Source organism: Streptomyces sp. MNU89 (assembly GCF_020982505.1).
Taxonomy (GTDB): Bacteria; Actinomycetota; Actinomycetes; order Streptomycetales; family Streptomycetaceae; genus Streptomyces; species Streptomyces xinghaiensis.
Window position 1 is genome coordinate 485,286 of sequence record NZ_JAJKLL010000001.1, and the last position, 18,593, is coordinate 503,878.

Below are 18,593 nucleotides of genomic sequence, written 5' to 3' on the forward strand. Positions count from 1 at the left end.
ACCGGCCGGGGCCGGGCGCCGGTCCCCGCCGGGTCGGGAAGAAGCCGGGTCAGGAAGAGACGGCGTGCACGATGAGCGAGGCCAGTTCGGCGTACGCGTCGGCGTCGCTCAGCCCGGTGTTCGCGGTGACCCCGCCTCGCTGGATCTCCTGCATCGTGGCCGCGACGACCTCGCCCACGAAGGCGGCGTGGACATCGCGGAAAGCCCCCGCGGCCACCCCCTCGGTGATCAGCTGCCGTACCCGGGCGGACGCGTGGCGCGTGTTGGCCTCGTAGACCTCGCGGGCGGGGGCGAACTCGGCCATGTCGTCGAGGAAGCGCCGGGAGAGCGGCCTGAGCTGCTCGGACACGGCCTTCAGATAGACCACCACGCGGTCCGCCGGGGCCGAGGTGTCGGCGACCTGCTTCTCGACGGCCTCGGTCGCCGCCCGGAAGTAGTACTTCACCGCCTCCCGGACCAACTCCTGCTTGCTGCCCGCGAGTTGGTACAGCGTCGTCTTGGAGCAGCGCAGCCGCACGGCCAGATCGTCGAGGGTGAAGGAGGCGAAGCCCTCCGCCGCCACCAGCGCGACCAGGCGCCGGAGCAGATCGCTCTGGCGGGCGGTGCGGCGGGCGGACGGCATGGCGTCAGCGTATCCGGTGCCTCCGGCGGCGGGCCGGGCCCGGCCGCCGGCGCCGTCCGCAGCGGGTCTCCGTCCGGGCGGACGCCGTGCCCGGCCGATGGCATGGGTGTCGCGCGCACCCCTGACCACCGAAGTGTGGTGTCCCACCACATGGGCCGGTGACCTGCGCGTTCCTACGGTGTGGCGACACGATCGTCCCCGAACCGCCCACGGAAGTGGTGACCCATGGCTGCTACGGCACCCGCCCCACCGAACTCCAGCTCGCTCAAGCGCGTCGTCGCCGCGAGTCTCATCGGCACCACCATCGAGTGGTACGACTTCTTCCTCTACGGTGCCGCCGCGGCGCTCGTCTTCAACCAGCTCTTCTTCCCCGGCTCCGACCCGCTCGTCGGCACCCTGCTGGCCTTCGTCACCTACGCCGTGGGCTTCGCCGCCCGCCCCGTCGGCGCCCTGGTGTTCGGCCACTACGGCGACAAGCTGGGCCGCAAGAAGCTGCTGGTGCTGAGCCTGCTGCTGATGGGCGGCTCGACCTTCGCCATCGGCCTGCTGCCCACCCACGCCACCATCGGCACGGCAGCCCCCCTGCTGCTGACCGTGCTGCGGCTGGTCCAGGGCTTCGCACTGGGCGGCGAGTGGGGCGGAGCCGTCCTGCTGGTCTCCGAGCACGGTGACGCCAAACGGCGCGGCTTCTGGGCCTCGTGGCCGCAGACGGGAGCTCCCGCCGGACAGCTGATCGCGACCGGTGTGCTGGCACTGCTGACGGGCCTGCTGTCGGACGCCGCCTTCGTGTCCTGGGGCTGGCGCGTCCCGTTCCTGCTCTCCGGGGTGCTGGTCGGGATCGGGCTGTGGGTCCGGCTGGCCGTCGACGAGTCCCCCGTCTTCCAGCAGGCGATGGAGCGGGCCGAATCCCGCAAGGCCGCCGAGAAGCCCGTCGCCGAGAGCATGCCGCTGATCGCCGTGCTGCGCCATCACTGGCGGGACGTGCTGATCGCGATGGGCTCCCGGATGGCCGAGAACATCAGCTACTACGTCATCACCGCCTTCATCCTGGTCTACGCGACCTCCGAGGTGGAGCTGAGCAAGCAGACCGCGCTCAACGCCGTACTGCTCGCCTCGGCCGTGCACTTCGCCACGATCCCCGTCTGGGGCGCCCTGTCGGACCGCTTCGGCCGCCGGCCCGTGTACCTGTTGGGCGCCGCGGGTGTGGGCCTCTGGGTCTTCCCGTTCTTCGCGCTGATCGACACCGGGAGCTTCGCCGGCCTGTTGCTGGCGGTCACGGTGGGGCTGGTCTTCCACGGCGCGATGTACGCCCCGCAGGCGGCGTTCTTCGCCGAGATGTTCGCGACCCGGATGCGCTACTCCGGCGCCTCCATCGGCGCGCAGTTCTCGTCGGTGCTGGCGGGTGCCCCGGCGCCGCTGATCGCCACGGCGCTCCTCAACGACTACGGCAGCTCGACGCCTATCGCGCTCTACGTGATCGCCGCCGCGCTGATCACGCTGCTGGCGGTCTGGATCGCCAAGGAGACCCGCCACCGCGACCTGGCGGAACTCGACCCGGAGGGCGACGCCCCCGCGGAGCCGGCGGGTGCCGCCGCGGCATCCGGGGCGGCGGCCGGCACGGCCTGACCGGCGGCGCGGCGCGCAAGACGGCGTGGGACGGCGCCTCCGCATCCCTGGGACGGGGGGTGCGGAGGCGCTTTCCCGTCCCGGTGCCCTCCGCGGCGGCGCACCGGGGGCGTGACCGCGGTGTCAGCTGCCGATCGCCCCGGCCAGCCGGTGCAGGCGCAGGGCGAGCTGCACCTCCAGTGCGCCGGACGGGGAGTGCCAGCCGGCGCCCAGGAGCCGTCCGATGCGCTCCAGCCGCTGCGCGACGGTGTTCACGTGGACGTGCAGCTCGTCCTTGGTGCGGGCCGGGCTCATGCCGCAGGCGAAGTACGCCTCCATGGTGCGCACCAGTTCGGTGCCACGCCGCGCGTCGTAGTCGGTGACCGGTCCGATCGTGCGGCGGACGAAGGACGCGACGTCCCGGGAGTCGGCCAGCAGCAGCCCGAGGAACCCGAAGTCCTCGGCGGTGGCGCCCTGACCGGCCCGCCCCAGCAGAAGCAGCGCCTCCAGGCAGCGCCGGGCCTCGGCGTACGCGGTGGCGACAGCGCCCGGACGCGCCACGGGCGCCGGTACGGGCGCGGACGCGCCGACGGTGACGGTGCCCCGCACGGCGGTGCCGAGCTGCTTGGCGGTCTGCCGGGCGGTCTCGGCGGCACTCTCCTCCGGTCCGGCCGGGAGCAGCAGCACCGTGCCGCCGTCGCGGGCGGCGGCCAGGCCGTGCCGGGTCGCCGCGAGGTGCGAGGCCGCCGACCAGAGGCGCTGCCGGTCGGCGGTCCGCCGCGCGGCCGCGCCACCGCCTGCTGCCCCGCCGGTCCCGCCGCCGGAACCGCCGTCGCTCTCGACACGGGCCGCGAGCACGACATGCGGTGCGTCGAGGTCGGCCGTCAGCCGCGCCGCGCGCTCGCGCAGCAGGCTCGGATCGCGGTCCGGGGCGTCCAGCAGGTCGTCCAGGAGTTCGCCCCGTACCCGCTGCTCGGCCTCGCCCGCCGAGCGGCGCGCGATCAGCAGCAGCGAGGTGACCATGGCGGCGCGCTCCAGTGTGCGCTGGTCGACGGGATCGAGCTCCGGGTGCCCGTGCAGTACGAGTGCGCCGAAGAGCTCCCCGCCCGCGGAGACGGCGGCCACCCAGTCGTCGCCGTGCCGCACGGCGCGCCCGGCGGCGCGGGAACGCTCCACGGCCGGGTCCGTCGAGGTGCCGGCCTCGGTGAACTCCACGGCCCCGGACAGCACTTCGGCCACCGCGTCCGCGACGTCGCGCACCCCGCCGCCCCGGAGCACCAGCTCGGTCAGCCGGTCGTGGACCTCCGAGGCGCGCTCGATGACGGCGCTGCGGTCGCCGATGACGCCGTGGGCGGTCTCCAGCTCGGCGAGCGCGGACCGCGTCTCGGACAGCAGGTTCGCGGAGTCGATGGCGACGGCGGCGTGCGCGGCGAAGGAGGCGAGCAGGGCGATCTGCTGGCGTTCGAAGACCCGGGCCCGCCGGTCCGCGGCGAACAGCACCCCGATCACGCTGCTGCCGGTCATCAGCGGGACGCCGAGGATCGCGACCAGGCCCTCGTCGCGCACCCCCGAGTCGATCGTCCGGGTGTGCTCGAAGCGGGGGTCGTCGAAGTAGCTGTCGGTGACGTACGGGCGCGCGGTCTGCGCGACGAGCCCGCCCAGCCCCTCCCCATGCCGAGCCGGAGCTGCTGGAAGCGGGCGGACACCGAACCGTCGGTGACTCGCATATAGGTGTCGCCGGCCTCCGGGTCGTTCAGCGTCATATAGGCGCACTCGGTGCCCAGCAGCGACCGGGCGCGCTGCACGATGGCCTGCAGCACGGCGTCCAGGTCGCGGAGCCCGGCCAGGTCGTGCGCGGTCTCGAAGAGGGCCGACAGCTCCGCCTCGCGCCGCCGGCGCCCCTCCAGCTCGGTCCGCACCCGCAGGGCGAGCAGCTTGCCGCGCTCCAGGGCGGCCAGCTCCTCCGGTCCGGCGCCGTCCGCGCGGGCGCGCTGCAGCGGCTGCTCGTACTCCTCGACGGGCGCGCCGCGGGACAGCAGCTCCAGATAGGGGGCTTCGGCGGCCCCGGCGGGACGGGGCTGGGATCCGGGCATGGACCCAGGGATACCCGGGGCGGGTCCCCGCGCGCCAGCCCGGTGCGCCGCCGGACCTCCGCCGGAACGGGACACCGCCGCCACGGGACGGCCGCCGGCGTCCCCGCCCCCGGCCCCGCTCCGGCCTCCTGAGCGCCCCGTCCCCGTCCCCGTCCGGCGTACCGGCATCCGGCCCCGGGGCACCGCGCCCGGCGGCCGGGTCCGGCCCGCGGGCCGGAACAGCCGGGAAGGGGGGAGGGACAGGGCGTGGCCGGTGGCACAGCGGCTCGCCGTCTCCGCCACCGCCCGGTCCGGAGGGGGTCAGTGCGCGGTCCATCCGCCGTCGAGGGGGAGCGCGGCACCGGTGATGAAGGACGCCTGCGGGCCGCACAGATAGGCCATGGCCTCGGCGACCTCCTCCGGCTCGACCAGCCGCTTGAGGGCCGAGTCGGCGAGCAGGATGTCGCTGACGACGCGTTCGGCGGGGATCCCGTGGGCGGCGGCCTGGTCGGCGATCTGCCGCTCGACGAGCGGGGTGCGGACGTAGCCGGGGTTGACGCAGTTGGACGTCACGCCGTGCGCGGCACCTTCGAGCGCGGCCACCTTGGAGAGCCCTTCGAGGCCGTGCTTGGCGGCCACGTACGCCGATTTGAAGCGGGACGCGCGCAGGCCGTGCACCGAGGAGATGTTGACGATCCGGCCCCACCCCTGCCCGTACATGTGCGGCAGTGCCCCGCGGATCAGGCGGAAGGGGGCCTCCAGCATCACCGTGAGGACGGTGGAGAACACCTCGGGCGGGAACTCCTCGATGGGGCGGACCAGTTGCAGGCCGGCGTTGTTGACGAGCACATCGGTGCCGGCGGCCGCGCGCTCCGCCGCGTCGAGATCGGTGAGGTCGAGGACCCGCGGCTCCACGCTGCCGGGCAGTCCTCCGGCCCGGGCACCGAGCTCCTCCAGGCCGGCGGCGTCCCGGTCCACGGCTCGGACCCCGGCCCCGGCCGCCGCGAGCCGCAGGGCGCACGCGCGGCCGATGCCGCCGGCCGCGCCGGTGACGAGGGCGGTGCGGCCGGTGAGGTCGATGTCGACGGAGAGCCTCGCGGGGGCGGTCGCGGAGGCGGGGACGGCGGCGAGGTCCGCTGCGGGGGGCACGGTCATGCCCGGCACCTTAGGCAGGACGGGCCGCGCGCACCGATGTGGCCCGGACCCACACTTCAGACGCCGGTCATGGGGTCGAACCACGCCGGACCGTCGCCGAGGGCCTGCTTGATCCGGCTCACGGCGAAGTCCTCCAGGTCCGGCAGGCCGTCCACCGGGAACCAGCCCACTTCCAGCGACTCGTCGTCGTTGACGCGGGCCTCGCCACCCGTGGCGCGGCAGCGGAAGGAGGTGTCCACGAACTGGCACAGGTCACCGTTCGGGTAGCGCACCGGTTCGAGCGTCTGCACCAGCACCAGCCGTTCCGGCACGCACCGGACCGCGGTCTCCTCGTACACCTCGCGCACCGCCGTCCGCGCGGGCTGCTCCCCCGGCTCGATGATCCCGCCGATGATGGACCAGCGCCCGGTGTCGGCACGCCGGACGAGCAGCACGCGCCGCGCGTCGTCGAACACGATGGCGCTGACGCCGGGGAGGAAGAGCAGCTGCTGTCCGGCCGTGGCCCTCAGGGCGCGGATGAAATCGGGTGTCGGCATGGGGCGAGCCTAGGCTCTGCCCGGCCCACGGCTTTGCCGGTGGCACATGTCCGGACGCCGTTCCCGCCGGACACCTCCACACCCCGCCACCGCAGCCGTTACGGTGTGGCGCACCACAAGCCCGCGCGCGGCCCCGTGCCGTGAACGGTGCCCGTCCGAGCTGGGGGGTCGACGGGATGGTTCCGTCCACGGGACGTCTCACGGAGGAGCCGCGCGGCAGCGCCTCGGACACCGCCGGTGTGGTGGTGTTCGGCTGCTGCGCCGCCTGGGCGCTCATCACCTCCGCCGGGCGCGACGCGCGCCCCGAGGGGATGCTGCTCGCGCTGCTGGCGGTCGCCGCCGGATACGCGTTCGGCCGGATCGGCGGTGCGCTGCTGCCGGTCGCCGTGCCCGCGGCGGCGGCGCTCGCCGGCGCCTTCGCGGCCCTCGCGGCGCCGGGGAGCCTGCCGGGTGCGGTCGTCATGGTGCCCCCCGGCCACGGCGGGGCGGAGGCCGCCCAGTTGGCACTCGCCGCCGGCAGCGCCTGCTGTGCGGCCTGGGCCGCGCGCCGCACCGGGACCCGGACGGTGCTGCGGCTCGCGGCGGCGGGGACCGCCGTGGCCGCGCTGCTGCTGGGCTCGCCGGTGGGCTGCGCGGTGATCGTGGTCGTCCTGCTGTGCTCGGCGGCCGTCGCCCCGGCGCGGCGCCGGGCGCCCGTGCTCGCGGGCTGCGCGCTGGCGGCGGCCCTGGTGGCCGGCGGCACGCTGGCCACGGCCGGGGGCGCGCTGCCGGAAGGGCTGTCGGCCACCGTGGAGGGGCGGCTGACGGAGCACCGGGTGCTGCTCTGGCGGGACGCCCTCGGGCTGGCGGCCGAGCGGCCCGTGCTCGGCGTCGGACCGGACGGTTTCGGCGCCCTGAGCGAGACCGTGCGGAACACCCCTGGATCGGACGGCAAGCCGCACTCGGCACCGCTGCAACTGGCCTCGGAACAGGGCCTCCCGGGAGTGGCACTGCTGGGGGCCGCGTTCTGCTGGACGCTGGTGGCCCTGGGCCGCTCGCCGCGCTCCACCCCGGTCGTCCTGACCGCCGGCGCCTCGCTGACGGTCCTGGCCGCGCTGGCGGGTGTCGGCAACGCGCTGAGCTTCCCGCAGGTGACGGTCGCGGCCGGGCTCCTCGCGGGCGTCGCCACCTCCCGCCCGCTGACGTACGGGACGGCACCGGGACCCGCCGCGGCGGCGGCCCCCGACGGTGCCCTGCCGGCGGTCCACCGGGAGGGCGACGGGATGCCCGCGGAGGGCGCTCCCGGGAGCTGAGGTCAGCCGCGGGCCGGGCTCACCGCGCCCAGGAGCCGGCCCTCGGCATAGGCCGGCGCGGCCACCGGCAGGCCGGTCTCCCGGCCGTTCTGCAGCACCACGAGCCCGTCCCCCTCAGTGGCTTCGAGCCGGGGCCCGGCGCCGATGCGGCGCAGCGCCTGCGCGGCCACGGCACCGGCCGAGCCGTACAGGGTGACCGCCGGCCCGCCCGGTCGCCGGACGGCGGCCAGGATGCGCTCGGCGACCAGTTCGTAGTGGGTGCAGCCCAGCACGACGGCCCGGACATCGGGCGGGGTGAGCGCCGCGGCGGCGGCCAGGGCCGCGTCGATCTCCGTCTCGTCGGCGCGCTCCACGGCGTCCGCGAGCCCGGGACAGGGCACCTCCGTGACGGGCACGCCGTCCGCGAAGTCCCGGATCAGGCGCCGCTGGTACGGGCTGCCGGTGGTGGCGGGGGTGGCCCAGATGGCCACCGGGCCGCCGGCCGCCGCGGCGGGCTTGATCGCCGGCACGGTGCCGACCACCGGCAGGCCGGGCTCCAGTTCGGCGCGGAGGGCGGGCAGCGCGTGCACGGAGGCGGTGTTGCAGGCGACGATCAGCGCGTCCGGACGGTGCGCGGCCGCCGCTCTCGCGCAGGCCAGGGCGCGGGCGGTGACGTCCTCGGGGGTGCGCGGGCCCCACGGCATGCCGGCGGGGTCGGAGGAGAGCACCAGGGCCGCGTCGGGCCGCAGTGCGCGCACCGCGGCCGCGGCCGCCAGCAGGCCCAGGCCGGAGTCCAAGAGCGCGATCTTCACCGGGCAACCTTATGCGATGGGCGCCGCGCCCCCGCAAGGGAGTCCGGTGGCCGCTCCGGGCACTCGGATGACCGGCACCGAAACGCGGAGCGGGTCACCGCCGCGACTCTCCGCTTCCGGCAGACTTCCCGGAGTGACCATCCTTACCTCGATCGCCGTTCTGTCCCTGGCCGCCTGGGGGTGGCTCCTGCTGGGCCGCGGGTTCTTCTGGCGGACCGACGTCCGGCTGCCGGAGCGCAGGGAGCCCGCCCGGTGGCCGCCGGTCGCCGTGATCGTACCGGCGCGGAACGAGGCCGCCGTGCTGCCGGACAGCCTCACCTCCCTGCTCGCCCAGGACTATCCGGGGCACGCCGAGATCGTCCTGGTGGACGACGGCAGCACCGACGGCACCGGGGACATCGCGCGGGCGCTGGCCGCCCGTCCGCCGCTCTCCGTGCGCCGGGGCGGGCTGCCGCTGACCATCGTCTCCCCCGGCGAGCCGGAGCCGGGCTGGACGGGGAAGATGTGGGCGGTGCGGCACGGGGTGGCGACGGCCCGGTCCCTGATGCCGGGCCTGGAGTACCTGCTGCTGACCGACGCGGACATCACCCACCACCGCGACAGCCTGCGCGACCTGGTGAGCGCCGCGAGCCACTCGGGGCTCGACCTGCTCTCCCTCATGGCGCGGCTGCGGACGGTGACCCCCTGGGAGCGGCTGACCGTCCCGGCCTTCGTCCTCTTCTTCGCGCAGCTCTACCCCTTCCGCCGGGTCAACCGGCCGGACTCCCGCACGGCCGCGGCCGCCGGCGGCTGCATGCTGCTCCGCGACGAGGCCGCCCAGCGGGCCGGCTATCCGGAGTCGGTGCACGACGCGGTCATCGACGACGTCGCCGTGGCGCGGGCCGTGCGGGACGGTGGCGGGCGGATCTGGCTGGGGCTGGCCGACCGGGTGCGCAGCGTGCGGGCGTATCCGCGGCTGCGGGACATCCGGGAGATGGTGGCCCGCTGCGCGTACACACAACTCCGGCACAATCCGGCGCTGCTGATGCTGACGGTGCTGGGACTGCTGCTGGTCTACGCGGTGCCGCCGGTCGCGCTGCTGGCGGGCCTGGCCGCCGGGGCCCCGGGGGCGGCGGTGGCGGGCGGACTGGCGTGGGCGGTGATGGCCGGGACGTATCTGCCGATGCTGCGCTACTACGGGCAGCCGCCGAAGGTGTCGCTGCTGCTGCCGTTCACGGCGGTGCTCTATCTGACGATGACCGTGGAGTCGGCGGTACGGCACGCGCGGGGCCGGGGGCGGCCTGGAAGGGGCGGGTGTACGGCGCGGCCCGGCACCGCCGAGGAGGGTGCCGGGCCGTGAGGAGCGGGGTGGCGGCCGGATCCGGGCAGGGGCTGCCGGTCCGTCACTTCCGGCCGGGGGTCCAGTTCATGCCCCAGCCGTACGCGTAGTCGACGGTGCGCTGGGGGCTGACGCCGCGCTCCGGCACCAGATAGCGGGCCTCCCGCCGCACCGTCAGGTCGCCGCCCTCGTTGGTGAGCAGGGCCAGGGCGGCGACGGTGGAGGGCACCGTGCACTCGTCGAGGGAGAAGTCGACGGGGGCGCCGTGCTGCGGCTGGAGGGTGACCGTGGCGTGGAGATCGGCGAAGCTGCGGGCGCCCTCGTAGATGGTGACGAAGATCAGGATGCGGCGGAAGTCGTGCTTGTGGTCGAGGTTGATGGTGAGGTTCTCGCCGGTGGTCACCGCACCGGTGCGGTCGTCGCCGTCCAGGTGGATGAACGGCGGCCGGTGCAGTGAGCCGTAGGCGTTGCCGAGGGCCTGGACGACGCCCTTGCTGCCGTCCCGGAGTTCGAACAGCGCGCACAGGTCGAGGTCGAGGTCGGCATGCATGGCCATCGCCCGGCCCAGCTTGCTGCCCCAGCCCTTGAACTGCTTGCGCGTCTCCCAGTTGAGGTTCACGCGCAGGGCGCCCGAGGTGCCGCCCTGCTTGCTGAGCGAGACGGTGGGCGACGCCTTGGTCAGCGTCACCTTGGAGAGGCTGACGGGCGCGGCCGGAGGAGCCGGGGGCGCGGGAGCCGGCGCGGGCGCCGGGTGTGCACCGGTGCGCTCTGCGGGGCGGCGGGGCGGGCGCGGGCGGCGCCGGGGGCGGCGCGGCGGGAGCCGCGGCGGCGGGCCGGGCTCGTCGACGGTGATCCCGTAGTCGGTGGCCAGCCCCTCCAGTCCGGAGCCGTACCCCTGCCCGACGGCGCGGAACTTCCAGGCGCCCTGGCGGCGGTAGAGCTCTCCGAGCACGAAGGCGGTCTCGACGGTGGCGTCCTCGCTGTCGAAGCGGGCGATCTCCGCGCCGCTCGCCGCGTCCAGGACCCGGATGTGGAGCCCCGGCACCTGCCCGAAGGCGCCGCCGTCCGAGGAGGCGGCGAGGACGATGGTCTCGACGGCCGGCTCGGTCCGGGCGAGATCGACCTCCAGGGTGTCGGTCACCAGGTCGCCGGAGGGGCGCTTGCCGGTGTGCCGGACGGCTCCGGAGGCGTGCGCCGGCTGGTTGTAGAAGACGAAGTCCGCGTCGGAGCGGACCTTCCCCGACCCCTGAAGCAGCAGGGCGGAGGCGTCCGCGTCCGGCACGCCGGGGCCCGTGCGCCAGCCCAGTTCCACCCGCACCGCCGGTGCCGGAACCGGGACGTTGGTGCCCTTGCGCATCGCCATGCCGCTCCCCCTCGATCTCTCGGATCTCTTCGTTGTCTTCTGCCGGACCGCGTCCGCGGCACGACTTCGTCCGGGAACAACCTATGACCGGCCGCCGTGATGCGGTACCGCGACTCCCCCGGGGTCTTCCCGTCATCCCTCCGTCACCGGTGCGGAACCAGGTCTTCATCCCTCGCGGGGCGGCCCGGTGGAGGTTTTCGTCCGGTTCCTTCCCCTTGCTGCTCCGCAGCCGCTCCGAACTCGCGAAACAACCCCCTTACTGCTCTCCCCAATAGGCACATCATGGGCTTAACTTATGCAGCATGACCTCCCCCCGCTCCACCTATGGCGGCGGTTACTACTCCGCGTCCGCCTTCCCCGACACCCCGATCTACGACAGCCTCGTCGCAGAGCGGGGTACCCCGCAGATCGCGCCGATCCGTGTGCCCGCGGCATACGACACCGGCAGCAATCTGCCCGCGCTGCCGTCGGCGCTCCCCGCGCTGCCGGCCGCCCCCTCCCAGCCCTCGCAGGGATACGGCTACGGCTACCCGGGACCGCAGCAGCAGGCGCCGCTCCAGCAGGCCCCCGCGCCGTACATCCCGCAGCAGGCCGGTGCCCCGCGCGGCTACCCCGGACCGCAGCAGTACCAGGGCGGTCAGGGCGGCGGCACGGGCTACGACGCGATGCGCCCGGCGACTCCCCGTCCGGCCGCCCCGCGCCCGGCGGCCCCGCGTCCGGCGCCCGGCCCGTACGAGGATCCGTACGGCCAGCAGCGCCCGTACTACCAGGGCCGCGGCTACTGACGGCACCGGCCGGGGCGCCCGGTTGACCGTCCGGACACGGCACGGCACGGGTGGCACACTGCTCCCCATGGCGACCCCCTCCCTCCGCGCGCTGCACGTCCATCCCGTCAAATCACTCGCGGGTCACGCCCCTGACGAGGCGGTGGTCGAGCCGTGGGGGCTTGCCGGGGACCGCAGATGGCTGCTGACCGGCGCGGACGGCACCGTGCTCACCCAGCGGAGCGTTCCGGGGCTGGCACGCCTCCGGGCGGTGCCCCTGCGGGACGGCGGTATCGAGGTCACCGCGCCGGGCCGGGAGCAGCTCCGCGCCGCGGTGCCGGACTCCGGCCCGACCGTGCCCGTGAAGATCTTCGGGGACAAGGTCGAGGCGGTGCCCGCCGGTCCGGCGGCCGACGCCTGGTTCGGTGCCCGCCTGGGCGCCGGGACCCGGCTGCTGTACCTGGACGACCCGGCGCACCGCCGCCCGGTCGACCCGGCGTACGGACGGCCCGGGGAGACCGTCAGCTTCGCCGACGGCTATCCGCTGCTGCTCACCACCACCGCGTCTCTGCGCGCCCTGAACGCCTGGATCGCGGAGGGCGACCACGCGCACGAGGGGCCGCTGCCGATGAACCGTTTCCGGCCGAACGCCGTCATCGGCGGCACCGAGCCGTGGGAGGAGGACGACTGGGCCGCCGTGCGGATCGGCGAGGTCGTGTTCCGGGTCGTCAAGACCTGCGCCCGTTGCGTGATCACGACCACCGACCAGCGGACCGCCGAGCGCGGCAGGGAGCCCTTGCGCACCCTCGCGCGGAAGCGGAACGCCGGCGGCCGGCTGCTGTTCGGCCAGAATCTGATCCCGGAGGGGACCGGTACGCTCCGGCTGGGCGATCCGGTGCGGGTCGTCGCCCGGCGCTCCGGGTGACCGCGGAGGCCGCCGCCCGGCCGTCGGCCGGATCCGGTTCCGCGCGCACTCCGGACCGGTCAACTCCCGTTCCCCGCGCACGCTACGGTGGGTCGCCGGAACACACAGCCGGATCCGGCGAACAGACGCACGCACGAGGTGGGGGCACGGCAGCAGCATGGCACCACAGGGCACGGTCCAGGTGACGTACACCGGCACGTCGCGGTGGCGGCGCCGGACGGGCGAGTACGCCTCTCTCGCCGCGGCCCTGGAGGCCGCCGGGGACGGCGACGTGCTCTCCATAGCCCCCGGCACCTACCGGGAGAACCTCGTCGTCGAGCACGCGGTCACGCTCCGCGGCGCCGACGGCGGCCGCGGCTCGGTGCGGATCGCCCCGATCGACGGAGTGGCGCTGACCGTACGCGCCTCCGCCGCCGTGCACGACCTGCACCTGGAGGGGCAGGACTCGTCCGCCCCCGCGCTGCTCGTGGAGGACGGCACCGCCGAGATCACCGGCATCCGGGTCGCCACCCGCTCCGCCGCCGGCATCGAGGTCCGCGGCGGCGCCCGGCCCACCGTGCGGCGCTGCACCGTCGACAACCCCGGCGGCACCGGCTTCAGCGTCCTCGGCGGCGCGGGCGGCGTCTTCGAGGACTGCGAGGTGGTCGCGGCCGGGCAGTCCGGCGTCTCCGTGCACGACGGGGCGCACCCCCGGCTGGAGCGCTGCCGCGTCCACCACGCCTCCGGCTCCGGCATCTCCCTCACCGGCGAGGGCAGTTCCCTGGAGGCGTTCGGCTGCGAGGTGTACGAGATCAAGGGCGCGGGCCTGCGCATCGCCTCCCGGGCCACCGGCCACCTCACCGACTGCACGGTCCACCGCACCTCCGGAGACGGGGTCACCCTCGACACCGACGCCTCCCTCACCCTCTCCGACTGCGACATCCACGACATCCCGGAGAACGCGGTCGACCTCCGCTCGCGCTCCGTCCTCACCCTCACCCGCACCAAGGTGCGCCGCTTCGGCCGCAACGGGCTGTCCGTCTGGGACCCCGGCACCCGGGTCGACGCCCACCAGTGCGAGATCCACGACAGCACCGGCGACTACCCGGCGGTGTGGGTCAGCGACGGCGCCGCCGTGGTCCTGGAGTCCTGCCGGCTGCACGACGTGCCCGACGCCCTCTTCGTCCTCGACCGCGGCTCCCGCGCCGACGTGGTGGACAGCGACCTCTCCCAGGTGCGCAACACGGCCGTCTCCGTGAGCGACGGGGCCACCGTGCAGCTCGACGACTGCCGCATCCGGGAGGCCGCCACCGGCGCCTGGTTCCGCGACCACGGCACCGGCGGGGTCCTCTCCGGCTGCACCGTCGACTCCACCGCCACCGGCGTCATCGTCACCAAGGGCGCCGACCCCACCGTCGAGCGCACCACGGTCAACTCCCCCACGGAGGCGGGCTTCTACGTCTCCGCCGAGGGCCGCGGCACCTTCACCTCCTGCCGGGTCACCGGCAGCGGCGGCTACGGCTTCCACATCATCGACGGCTGCCGGACGACGCTCACCCGCTGCCGCACCGAGCGGTGCGCCCGCGGCGGCTACGAGTTCGCCGAGGCGGGCCCGGTCAGTGAGGACTGCACCAGCGACGAGAGCGCGGTCCCGCCCGCCGCCCCGACGACGGCGGCCACCGGCACGGCACCGGTGTCCGGAACGGCGGACGTGTCCGCGGGCCTGCTGGGCCCGGCGCCCGAGCGGCGCACGGCCACCGTCCCGGCGGTCCCGGCCGCCGGGACGGCGGCACCGGCGGCGGCCGCCCCGGACGCCCGGCCCGCGGACGAGGTGCTCGGCGAACTCGACACCCTGGTCGGCCTGGAGAGCGTCAAGCGCGAGGTGCGCGCCCTCACGGACATGATCGAGGTCGGCCGGCGGCGGCAGGAGGCGGGGCTCAAGGCCGCCTCCGTCCGGCGCCATCTGGTCTTCACCGGCTCCCCCGGCACCGGCAAGACGACCGTCGCCCGCCTCTACGGCGAGATCCTGCACTCCCTCGGGGTGCTGGAGCGCGGTCACCTCGTCGAGGTGTCCCGGGTGGACCTGGTCGGCGAGCACATCGGCTCCACGGCCATCCGCACCCAGGAGGCCTTCGAACGGGCACGCGGCGGCGTGCTGTTCATCGACGAGGCGTACGCGCTGTCCCCGGAGGACTCGGGGCGCGACTTCGGCCGTGAGGCCATCGACACCCTGGTGAAGCTGATGGAGGACCACCGGGACTCCGTCGTGGTCATCGTCGCCGGGTACACCGCCGAGATGGAGCGCTTCCTCACCGTCAACCCGGGCGTCGCCTCCCGCTTCTCGCGGACGATCACCTTCGGCGACTACGCGCCCGAGGAGCTGCTGCGGATCGTGGAGCAGCAGGCGGAGGAGCACGAGTACCGGATCGGCGAGGGCGCGGCCGAGGCCCTGCTCAAGTACTTCACCGTGCTGCCCAAGGGCCCCGCGTTCGGCAACGGGCGCACGGCACGGCAGACGTTCGAGGCGATGGTGGAGCGGCACGCGGGCCGGGTCGCCCAGCTGTCCGAGCCGACCACCGACGAGCTGACACTGCTGTACCCGGAGGACCTGCCGGACCCCGGCTGAGCGGCGCCGGGGCGCCGCCGCCCCGGCCCCGCTCAGCCGCCCGGTGCCGCTCCGGCGGCGCGGGGCCTCGGCACGTCCGGGAGCCGGTCCAGCAGCGCCGCCCGCTCCTCGGCGAAGACGGGGTCGGCCTGGTATTCGAAGTGGCCCAGGATCGGCGCGGGGAGCGGGTGTTCGGGGGTGCGGCCGTAGGCGAGCGGGTCCTTGAGCGGGCCGCGGTCCACGTCGGGCCCCGGGGGGTCGTCGGCGCAGGCGGGGCCGGGGAGCAGGACGGGCCCGCCGATGGGGTCCGTCTCCCGCCACAGATTCCGCCAGCAGTCGATCTCGTGGTGCAGGGCGTGCAGGGGCCCGGGCCCGAAGTAGGCGGGGAACCAGCGTCCGTAGAGCCGCTCCAGCGGTGAACCGTAGGTGAGGAGCGCGACCCGGCGGCGGGTGTGCGGGCTGAGCTGCCAGACCGCGGCGGCCGCCAGAACGCTGCCCTGGGAGTGGCCGGAGAGGACGATCCGGCCGCCGGTGCCGCGGGTCCAGGTCTCCATCCGCCAGGTCAGGTCGGGGACGGCGCGCTCGGCGTAGCAGGGGGGCGCGAAGGGGTGCGCGGCGCGCGGCCAGAAGGTGCCGACGTCCCAGAGGATGCCGATGGTGCGGCGGACCGCGGCGTCGCGGTAGGCGCGGCGGCCGCCGGCGAGGAAGAGGAGGAAGCCCAGGCCCATCAGCCAGGAGCCGAGCGCCTGTGAGGTCTCGGCGATCGCCTGGACCACGCCGGGCGAGCCGTCGGCGGCGCGGCCGGGCACCTCGCCGGTGCTCCACGCCCCGGCGACCGCCACCCCGCCCAGCAGCAGGGTGACCACGGCGGTGGCGCCGAGGAACCAGGGGGCGCAGTCGGTGAGCCGCGCGGTGGCGGTGACCCCGGCGATCCTGCGGGTGCGCGCCGTGTCCTCCGGTTCCCCGGGGTGGCTCGCGCGGACCGCCTCGATCTGCTCGCGCCGCAGCCGCCAGGTCTGGCCGGCGAAGTAGGCGGCGATCACGACGAGGACGGCCAGCAGCGGGGGGATCACCGCCGCGTGCCAGGACAGCACGGTCGGCGGCCCGCTGATGTAGCCGTCGTTCATGCCGGGGGTACCGGGGCCGTCGAGCCAGTCGGCGACCCGCTGGGCGACGCCCCCGGACATCACGCCGCCCAGCGCGCAGGCGAACACGGCGACGGCGGCTCCGCGGACGCCGTGCAGCGCCGAACGGCTGTCCGGGTCGGTGCGGTGGAGCCGGTGGCCGGCCCAGGCCGCGGCGAGCACCAGCGCTCCCTGGCCAAGGGCGATGACGCCGAAGGTCTCGTCCCCCGGCAGCAGGCCGCCGGACCGCCAGCCGGGCCGCGACCAGGCCGCGTGCACCGCGGCCAGCACCAGCAGCCCCAGCGCGGTGCCGGGCAGGAAGCGCACGACGGCGCGGTCCAGCCGGTCGTCCGGTACGGACTCGGTGCGTCCCCGGGAGCTCACCACCCAGACGACGAAGAGGCCGGCGAGCACCAGCGACACCTCCAGGCACCAGCCGAAGAGGTCCAGCCAGTAGCCGCCGCCGGGCTTGCGGTCGTACCGGGTGGCGGCCGCGGAGAGCGCGGCGGCCACGGTCAGGAAGCCCGCGGCGGTGTGCGCGGCGCGCAGCCGGGCCACCAGACGGCGGCCGTACCAGAAGCCGGGCAGCCGCAGGGCGGGCTGGTGGGCGGCGCCCGGGTCGCCCTCGCGCAAGGGCTCGTGCACCGGCGGGGGCGCCGACTCGTAGGCGCTCCAGGTGTGGTGGGAGAGCCACCAGAGCAGTCCGGTCAGCGCGGCGGGGATGAGCGCGGCCAGCGCCAGGCGGCGGCCGGGCTGGCTCCACCAGCCGCCCTGTTCGGGCGAGAGGAAGCCCAGCCAGGTGCGGCTCCGCGCGCAGTCCGTGGAGCCGGCGCACTGCCAGGCCACCAGGTCGAGGGCGACCTCGCAGGCCGCGGCCGTCAGCAGCACGGTCAGGCTGAGGGCGACCAGGCGGATCAGCAGCCCGTACAGCCGGATCAGTGTCCTGCTGCCCGTGGCGGAGGGACGCGTCCAGTGCGCCAGGTTGACGACCATGAAGGGCAGTAACAGCAGCCACAGCGCGCGGGCGCCGTTGCCCGAGGTGAGGCCGCCCCAGCAGTAAGCCTCCGGGACCGGCTCGCCGCCGTGGCGCCCGGGCTGCCGCTCCGCCCCGGCGTCGTCGGCCCGGCGGTGTATGCCCGCGGTGTTGTCGCCCGTGACGCGCACGGTCCGCGGATCGTCCAGCACCTCCTGCGGCGTGGCACCGCCGACGCCGTGCACGAGGAGTTCCAGGGCGAGTCCCCCCTCCCCGCCCTCCGCGTCCGCCGGTGCGCCGTCCCGGTCCTCCGGTCCGGCCGTGTCCGGGTGTGTGACCGCCATGGTGATCTCCCGATCCGTCCGCTGCGCGCACCAGGATCCCGCCCGGCGGCGGGAGTTCGCGGGCGGCGCGGCGGAGGTGAGGCCGGATCGTGACCGGACGCACACGCTCCGGCCACAGGCCACAGGCCACAGGCCGCGGGCGGCGCTCGGCACGGCGCCGGGCCGCCTGCCGTGGGAGGATGGCCGGCGCGACGGGGCGGCCGGCATCCGCCCGCTGACAAGGGACGGGGGCTGAAGTGAGCGAGAGCCAGAACCTGCTGGCTGAGCAGCGGCGGGCACTGATCGTCGACGAGGTCAGGCGGCGGGGCGGTGTCCGGGTGAACGAGCTGACCCGGCGGCTCAACGTGTCGGACATGACGGTCCGCCGCGATCTGGACGCGCTCGCCCGGCAGGGCATGGTGGAGAAGGTGCACGGCGGGGCGGTGCCGGTCGCGGAGGCCAGTTCGCACGAACCGGGTTTCGAGGCGAAGTCCACGCTGGAGCCCACCGCCAAGGAGGAGATCGCCCGCGCCGCGGCGGGGCTGGTGGCCCCCGGCAGTGCCGTCGCGCTGTCCGGCGGGACGACGACGTTCGCGGTGGCCCGCCGGCTGCTGGACATCCCGGACCTGACGGTGGTGACGAACTCCGTGCGGGTGGCCGACGTCTTCCACACCGCTCGGGGCACGGCCGCGTCCACGCGCCCGGGCGCGCCCCGGCAGGCGCCGGCCACGGTGGTGCTGACGGGCGGGGTGCGCACCCCCTCGGACTCGCTGGTCGGCCCGGTGGCCGACCAGGCCATCCGGTCCCTCCACTTCGACCTGCTCCTCCTGGGGGTGCACGGCATCTCGGCGGAGGCCGGGCTGTCCACGCCCAACCTCGCCGAGGCGGAGACCAACCGCCGGCTGGTGCGTTCGGCGCGGCGGGTGGTGGTGGTCGCGGACCACACCAAGTGGGGCACGGTGGGGCTCAGTTCGTTCGCCTCGCTGGAGGAGGTGGACGTCCTGGTGACGGATCCGGGCCTGTCGCCGGCCGCCCGGGCGGAGATCGCCGAACGGCTGCCGGAGCTGATCGTCGCGGGCGAGGACGACACGGGGCGCGCCGCGGACGGCTGACCGCCGGGTACGGGGACGGGCCGGGCCCGGGGGC

At 75.4% G+C, this 18,593-nt stretch carries 14 protein-coding genes; 7 read left to right on the forward strand and 7 right to left on the reverse strand.

Going from position 1 to position 18,593, the window contains the following annotated elements; translation table 11 throughout:
- Nucleotides 1–49 precede the first annotated feature (49 nt).
- Nucleotides 50–622, reverse strand: a complete 573-nt coding sequence (locus E4N63_RS02225; protein ID WP_125622236.1) for a TetR/AcrR family transcriptional regulator — start codon at nucleotides 620–622, stop codon at nucleotides 50–52.
- Between the two features lie 225 nt (nucleotides 623–847).
- Here E4N63_RS02225 and E4N63_RS02230 point away from each other — a divergent pair, with 225 nt between their 5' ends.
- On the forward strand, nucleotides 848–2,248 hold the full coding sequence (locus E4N63_RS02230; protein ID WP_125622234.1) for an MFS transporter: 1,401 nt from the start codon (nucleotides 848–850) through the stop codon (nucleotides 2,246–2,248).
- A gap of 123 nt (nucleotides 2,249–2,371) precedes the next feature.
- Here E4N63_RS02230 and E4N63_RS02235 read toward each other — a convergent pair whose 3' ends face one another.
- Genes E4N63_RS02235 through E4N63_RS02245 form a run of 3 tightly spaced genes read right to left on the reverse strand, consistent with a single transcriptional unit; the run spans nucleotide 2,372 to nucleotide 5,990 of the window.
- Nucleotides 2,372–4,636 carry a helix-turn-helix domain-containing protein gene (locus tag E4N63_RS02235; protein WP_230239755.1) on the reverse strand — a complete coding sequence of 755 codons (2,265 nt, stop codon included), beginning with the start codon at nucleotides 4,634–4,636 and terminating at the stop codon, nucleotides 2,372–2,374.
- On the reverse strand, nucleotides 4,621–5,454 hold the full coding sequence (locus E4N63_RS02240) for a 3-hydroxybutyrate dehydrogenase (RefSeq protein WP_125626857.1): 834 nt from the start codon (nucleotides 5,452–5,454) through the stop codon (nucleotides 4,621–4,623). The genes E4N63_RS02235 and E4N63_RS02240 overlap by 16 nt, the downstream gene beginning before the upstream one ends.
- A 56-nt stretch (nucleotides 5,455–5,510) precedes the next feature.
- Nucleotides 5,511–5,990 (reverse strand): NUDIX domain-containing protein, encoded by a 480-nt coding sequence (locus tag E4N63_RS02245; RefSeq protein ID WP_125626858.1) that lies wholly within the window; start codon nucleotides 5,988–5,990, stop codon nucleotides 5,511–5,513.
- A gap of 176 nt (nucleotides 5,991–6,166) precedes the next feature.
- On the opposite strand from E4N63_RS02245, the gene E4N63_RS30400 reads away from it, so the two are divergent.
- Nucleotides 6,167–7,282 (forward strand): O-antigen ligase, encoded by a 1,116-nt coding sequence (locus E4N63_RS30400; protein WP_125626859.1) that lies wholly within the window; start codon nucleotides 6,167–6,169, stop codon nucleotides 7,280–7,282.
- 2 nt (nucleotides 7,283–7,284) lie between these two features.
- On the opposite strand, the gene E4N63_RS02255 is transcribed toward E4N63_RS30400, so the two are convergent.
- Nucleotides 7,285–8,073: a glutamate racemase gene (locus tag E4N63_RS02255; protein WP_230239756.1), complete on the reverse strand. Its 789-nt coding sequence runs from the start codon at nucleotides 8,071–8,073 to the stop codon at nucleotides 7,285–7,287.
- A 133-nt stretch (nucleotides 8,074–8,206) separates the two neighbouring features.
- Here E4N63_RS02255 and E4N63_RS02260 point away from each other — a divergent pair, with 133 nt between their 5' ends.
- On the forward strand, nucleotides 8,207–9,412 hold the full coding sequence (locus E4N63_RS02260) for a glycosyltransferase (protein WP_230239757.1): 1,206 nt from the start codon (nucleotides 8,207–8,209) through the stop codon (nucleotides 9,410–9,412).
- A gap of 43 nt (nucleotides 9,413–9,455) precedes the next feature.
- Here the strand turns inward: E4N63_RS02260 and E4N63_RS02265 are convergent, their stop codons facing one another.
- The gene (locus E4N63_RS02265) at nucleotides 9,456–10,754 is read right to left on the reverse strand and encodes a TerD family protein (protein WP_230239758.1); all 1,299 of its coding nucleotides are present in this window, start codon (nucleotides 10,752–10,754) and stop codon (nucleotides 9,456–9,458) included.
- A gap of 302 nt (nucleotides 10,755–11,056) precedes the next feature.
- Between E4N63_RS02265 and E4N63_RS02270 the strand changes: the two genes are divergently transcribed.
- The 3 genes from E4N63_RS02270 to E4N63_RS02280 all read left to right on the forward strand — a co-directional run bounded on the left by E4N63_RS02270 (nucleotide 11,057) and on the right by E4N63_RS02280 (nucleotide 15,048).
- Nucleotides 11,057–11,539, forward strand: coding sequence for a DUF6643 family protein (locus E4N63_RS02270; RefSeq protein ID WP_125623486.1), 483 nt, complete (start codon nucleotides 11,057–11,059; stop codon nucleotides 11,537–11,539).
- A 67-nt stretch (nucleotides 11,540–11,606) separates the two neighbouring features.
- Nucleotides 11,607–12,443: an MOSC domain-containing protein gene (locus E4N63_RS02275; RefSeq protein WP_230239759.1), complete on the forward strand. Its 837-nt coding sequence runs from the start codon at nucleotides 11,607–11,609 to the stop codon at nucleotides 12,441–12,443.
- Nucleotides 12,444–12,600: 157 nt separating this feature from the next.
- Nucleotides 12,601–15,048, forward strand: a complete 2,448-nt coding sequence (locus E4N63_RS02280; RefSeq protein ID WP_230239760.1) for a right-handed parallel beta-helix repeat-containing protein — start codon at nucleotides 12,601–12,603, stop codon at nucleotides 15,046–15,048.
- A gap of 32 nt (nucleotides 15,049–15,080) precedes the next feature.
- Here E4N63_RS02280 and E4N63_RS02285 read toward each other — a convergent pair whose 3' ends face one another.
- A complete protein-coding gene (locus tag E4N63_RS02285) occupies nucleotides 15,081–17,468 on the reverse strand; it encodes a hypothetical protein (protein ID WP_230239761.1) in 2,388 nt (795 codons plus the stop codon).
- A 236-nt stretch (nucleotides 17,469–17,704) separates the two neighbouring features.
- Between E4N63_RS02285 and E4N63_RS02290 the strand changes: the two genes are divergently transcribed.
- Nucleotides 17,705–18,559 carry a DeoR/GlpR family DNA-binding transcription regulator gene (locus tag E4N63_RS02290; RefSeq protein ID WP_125623482.1) on the forward strand — a complete coding sequence of 285 codons (855 nt, stop codon included), beginning with the start codon at nucleotides 17,705–17,707 and terminating at the stop codon, nucleotides 18,557–18,559.
- Nucleotides 18,560–18,593 lie beyond the last annotated feature (34 nt).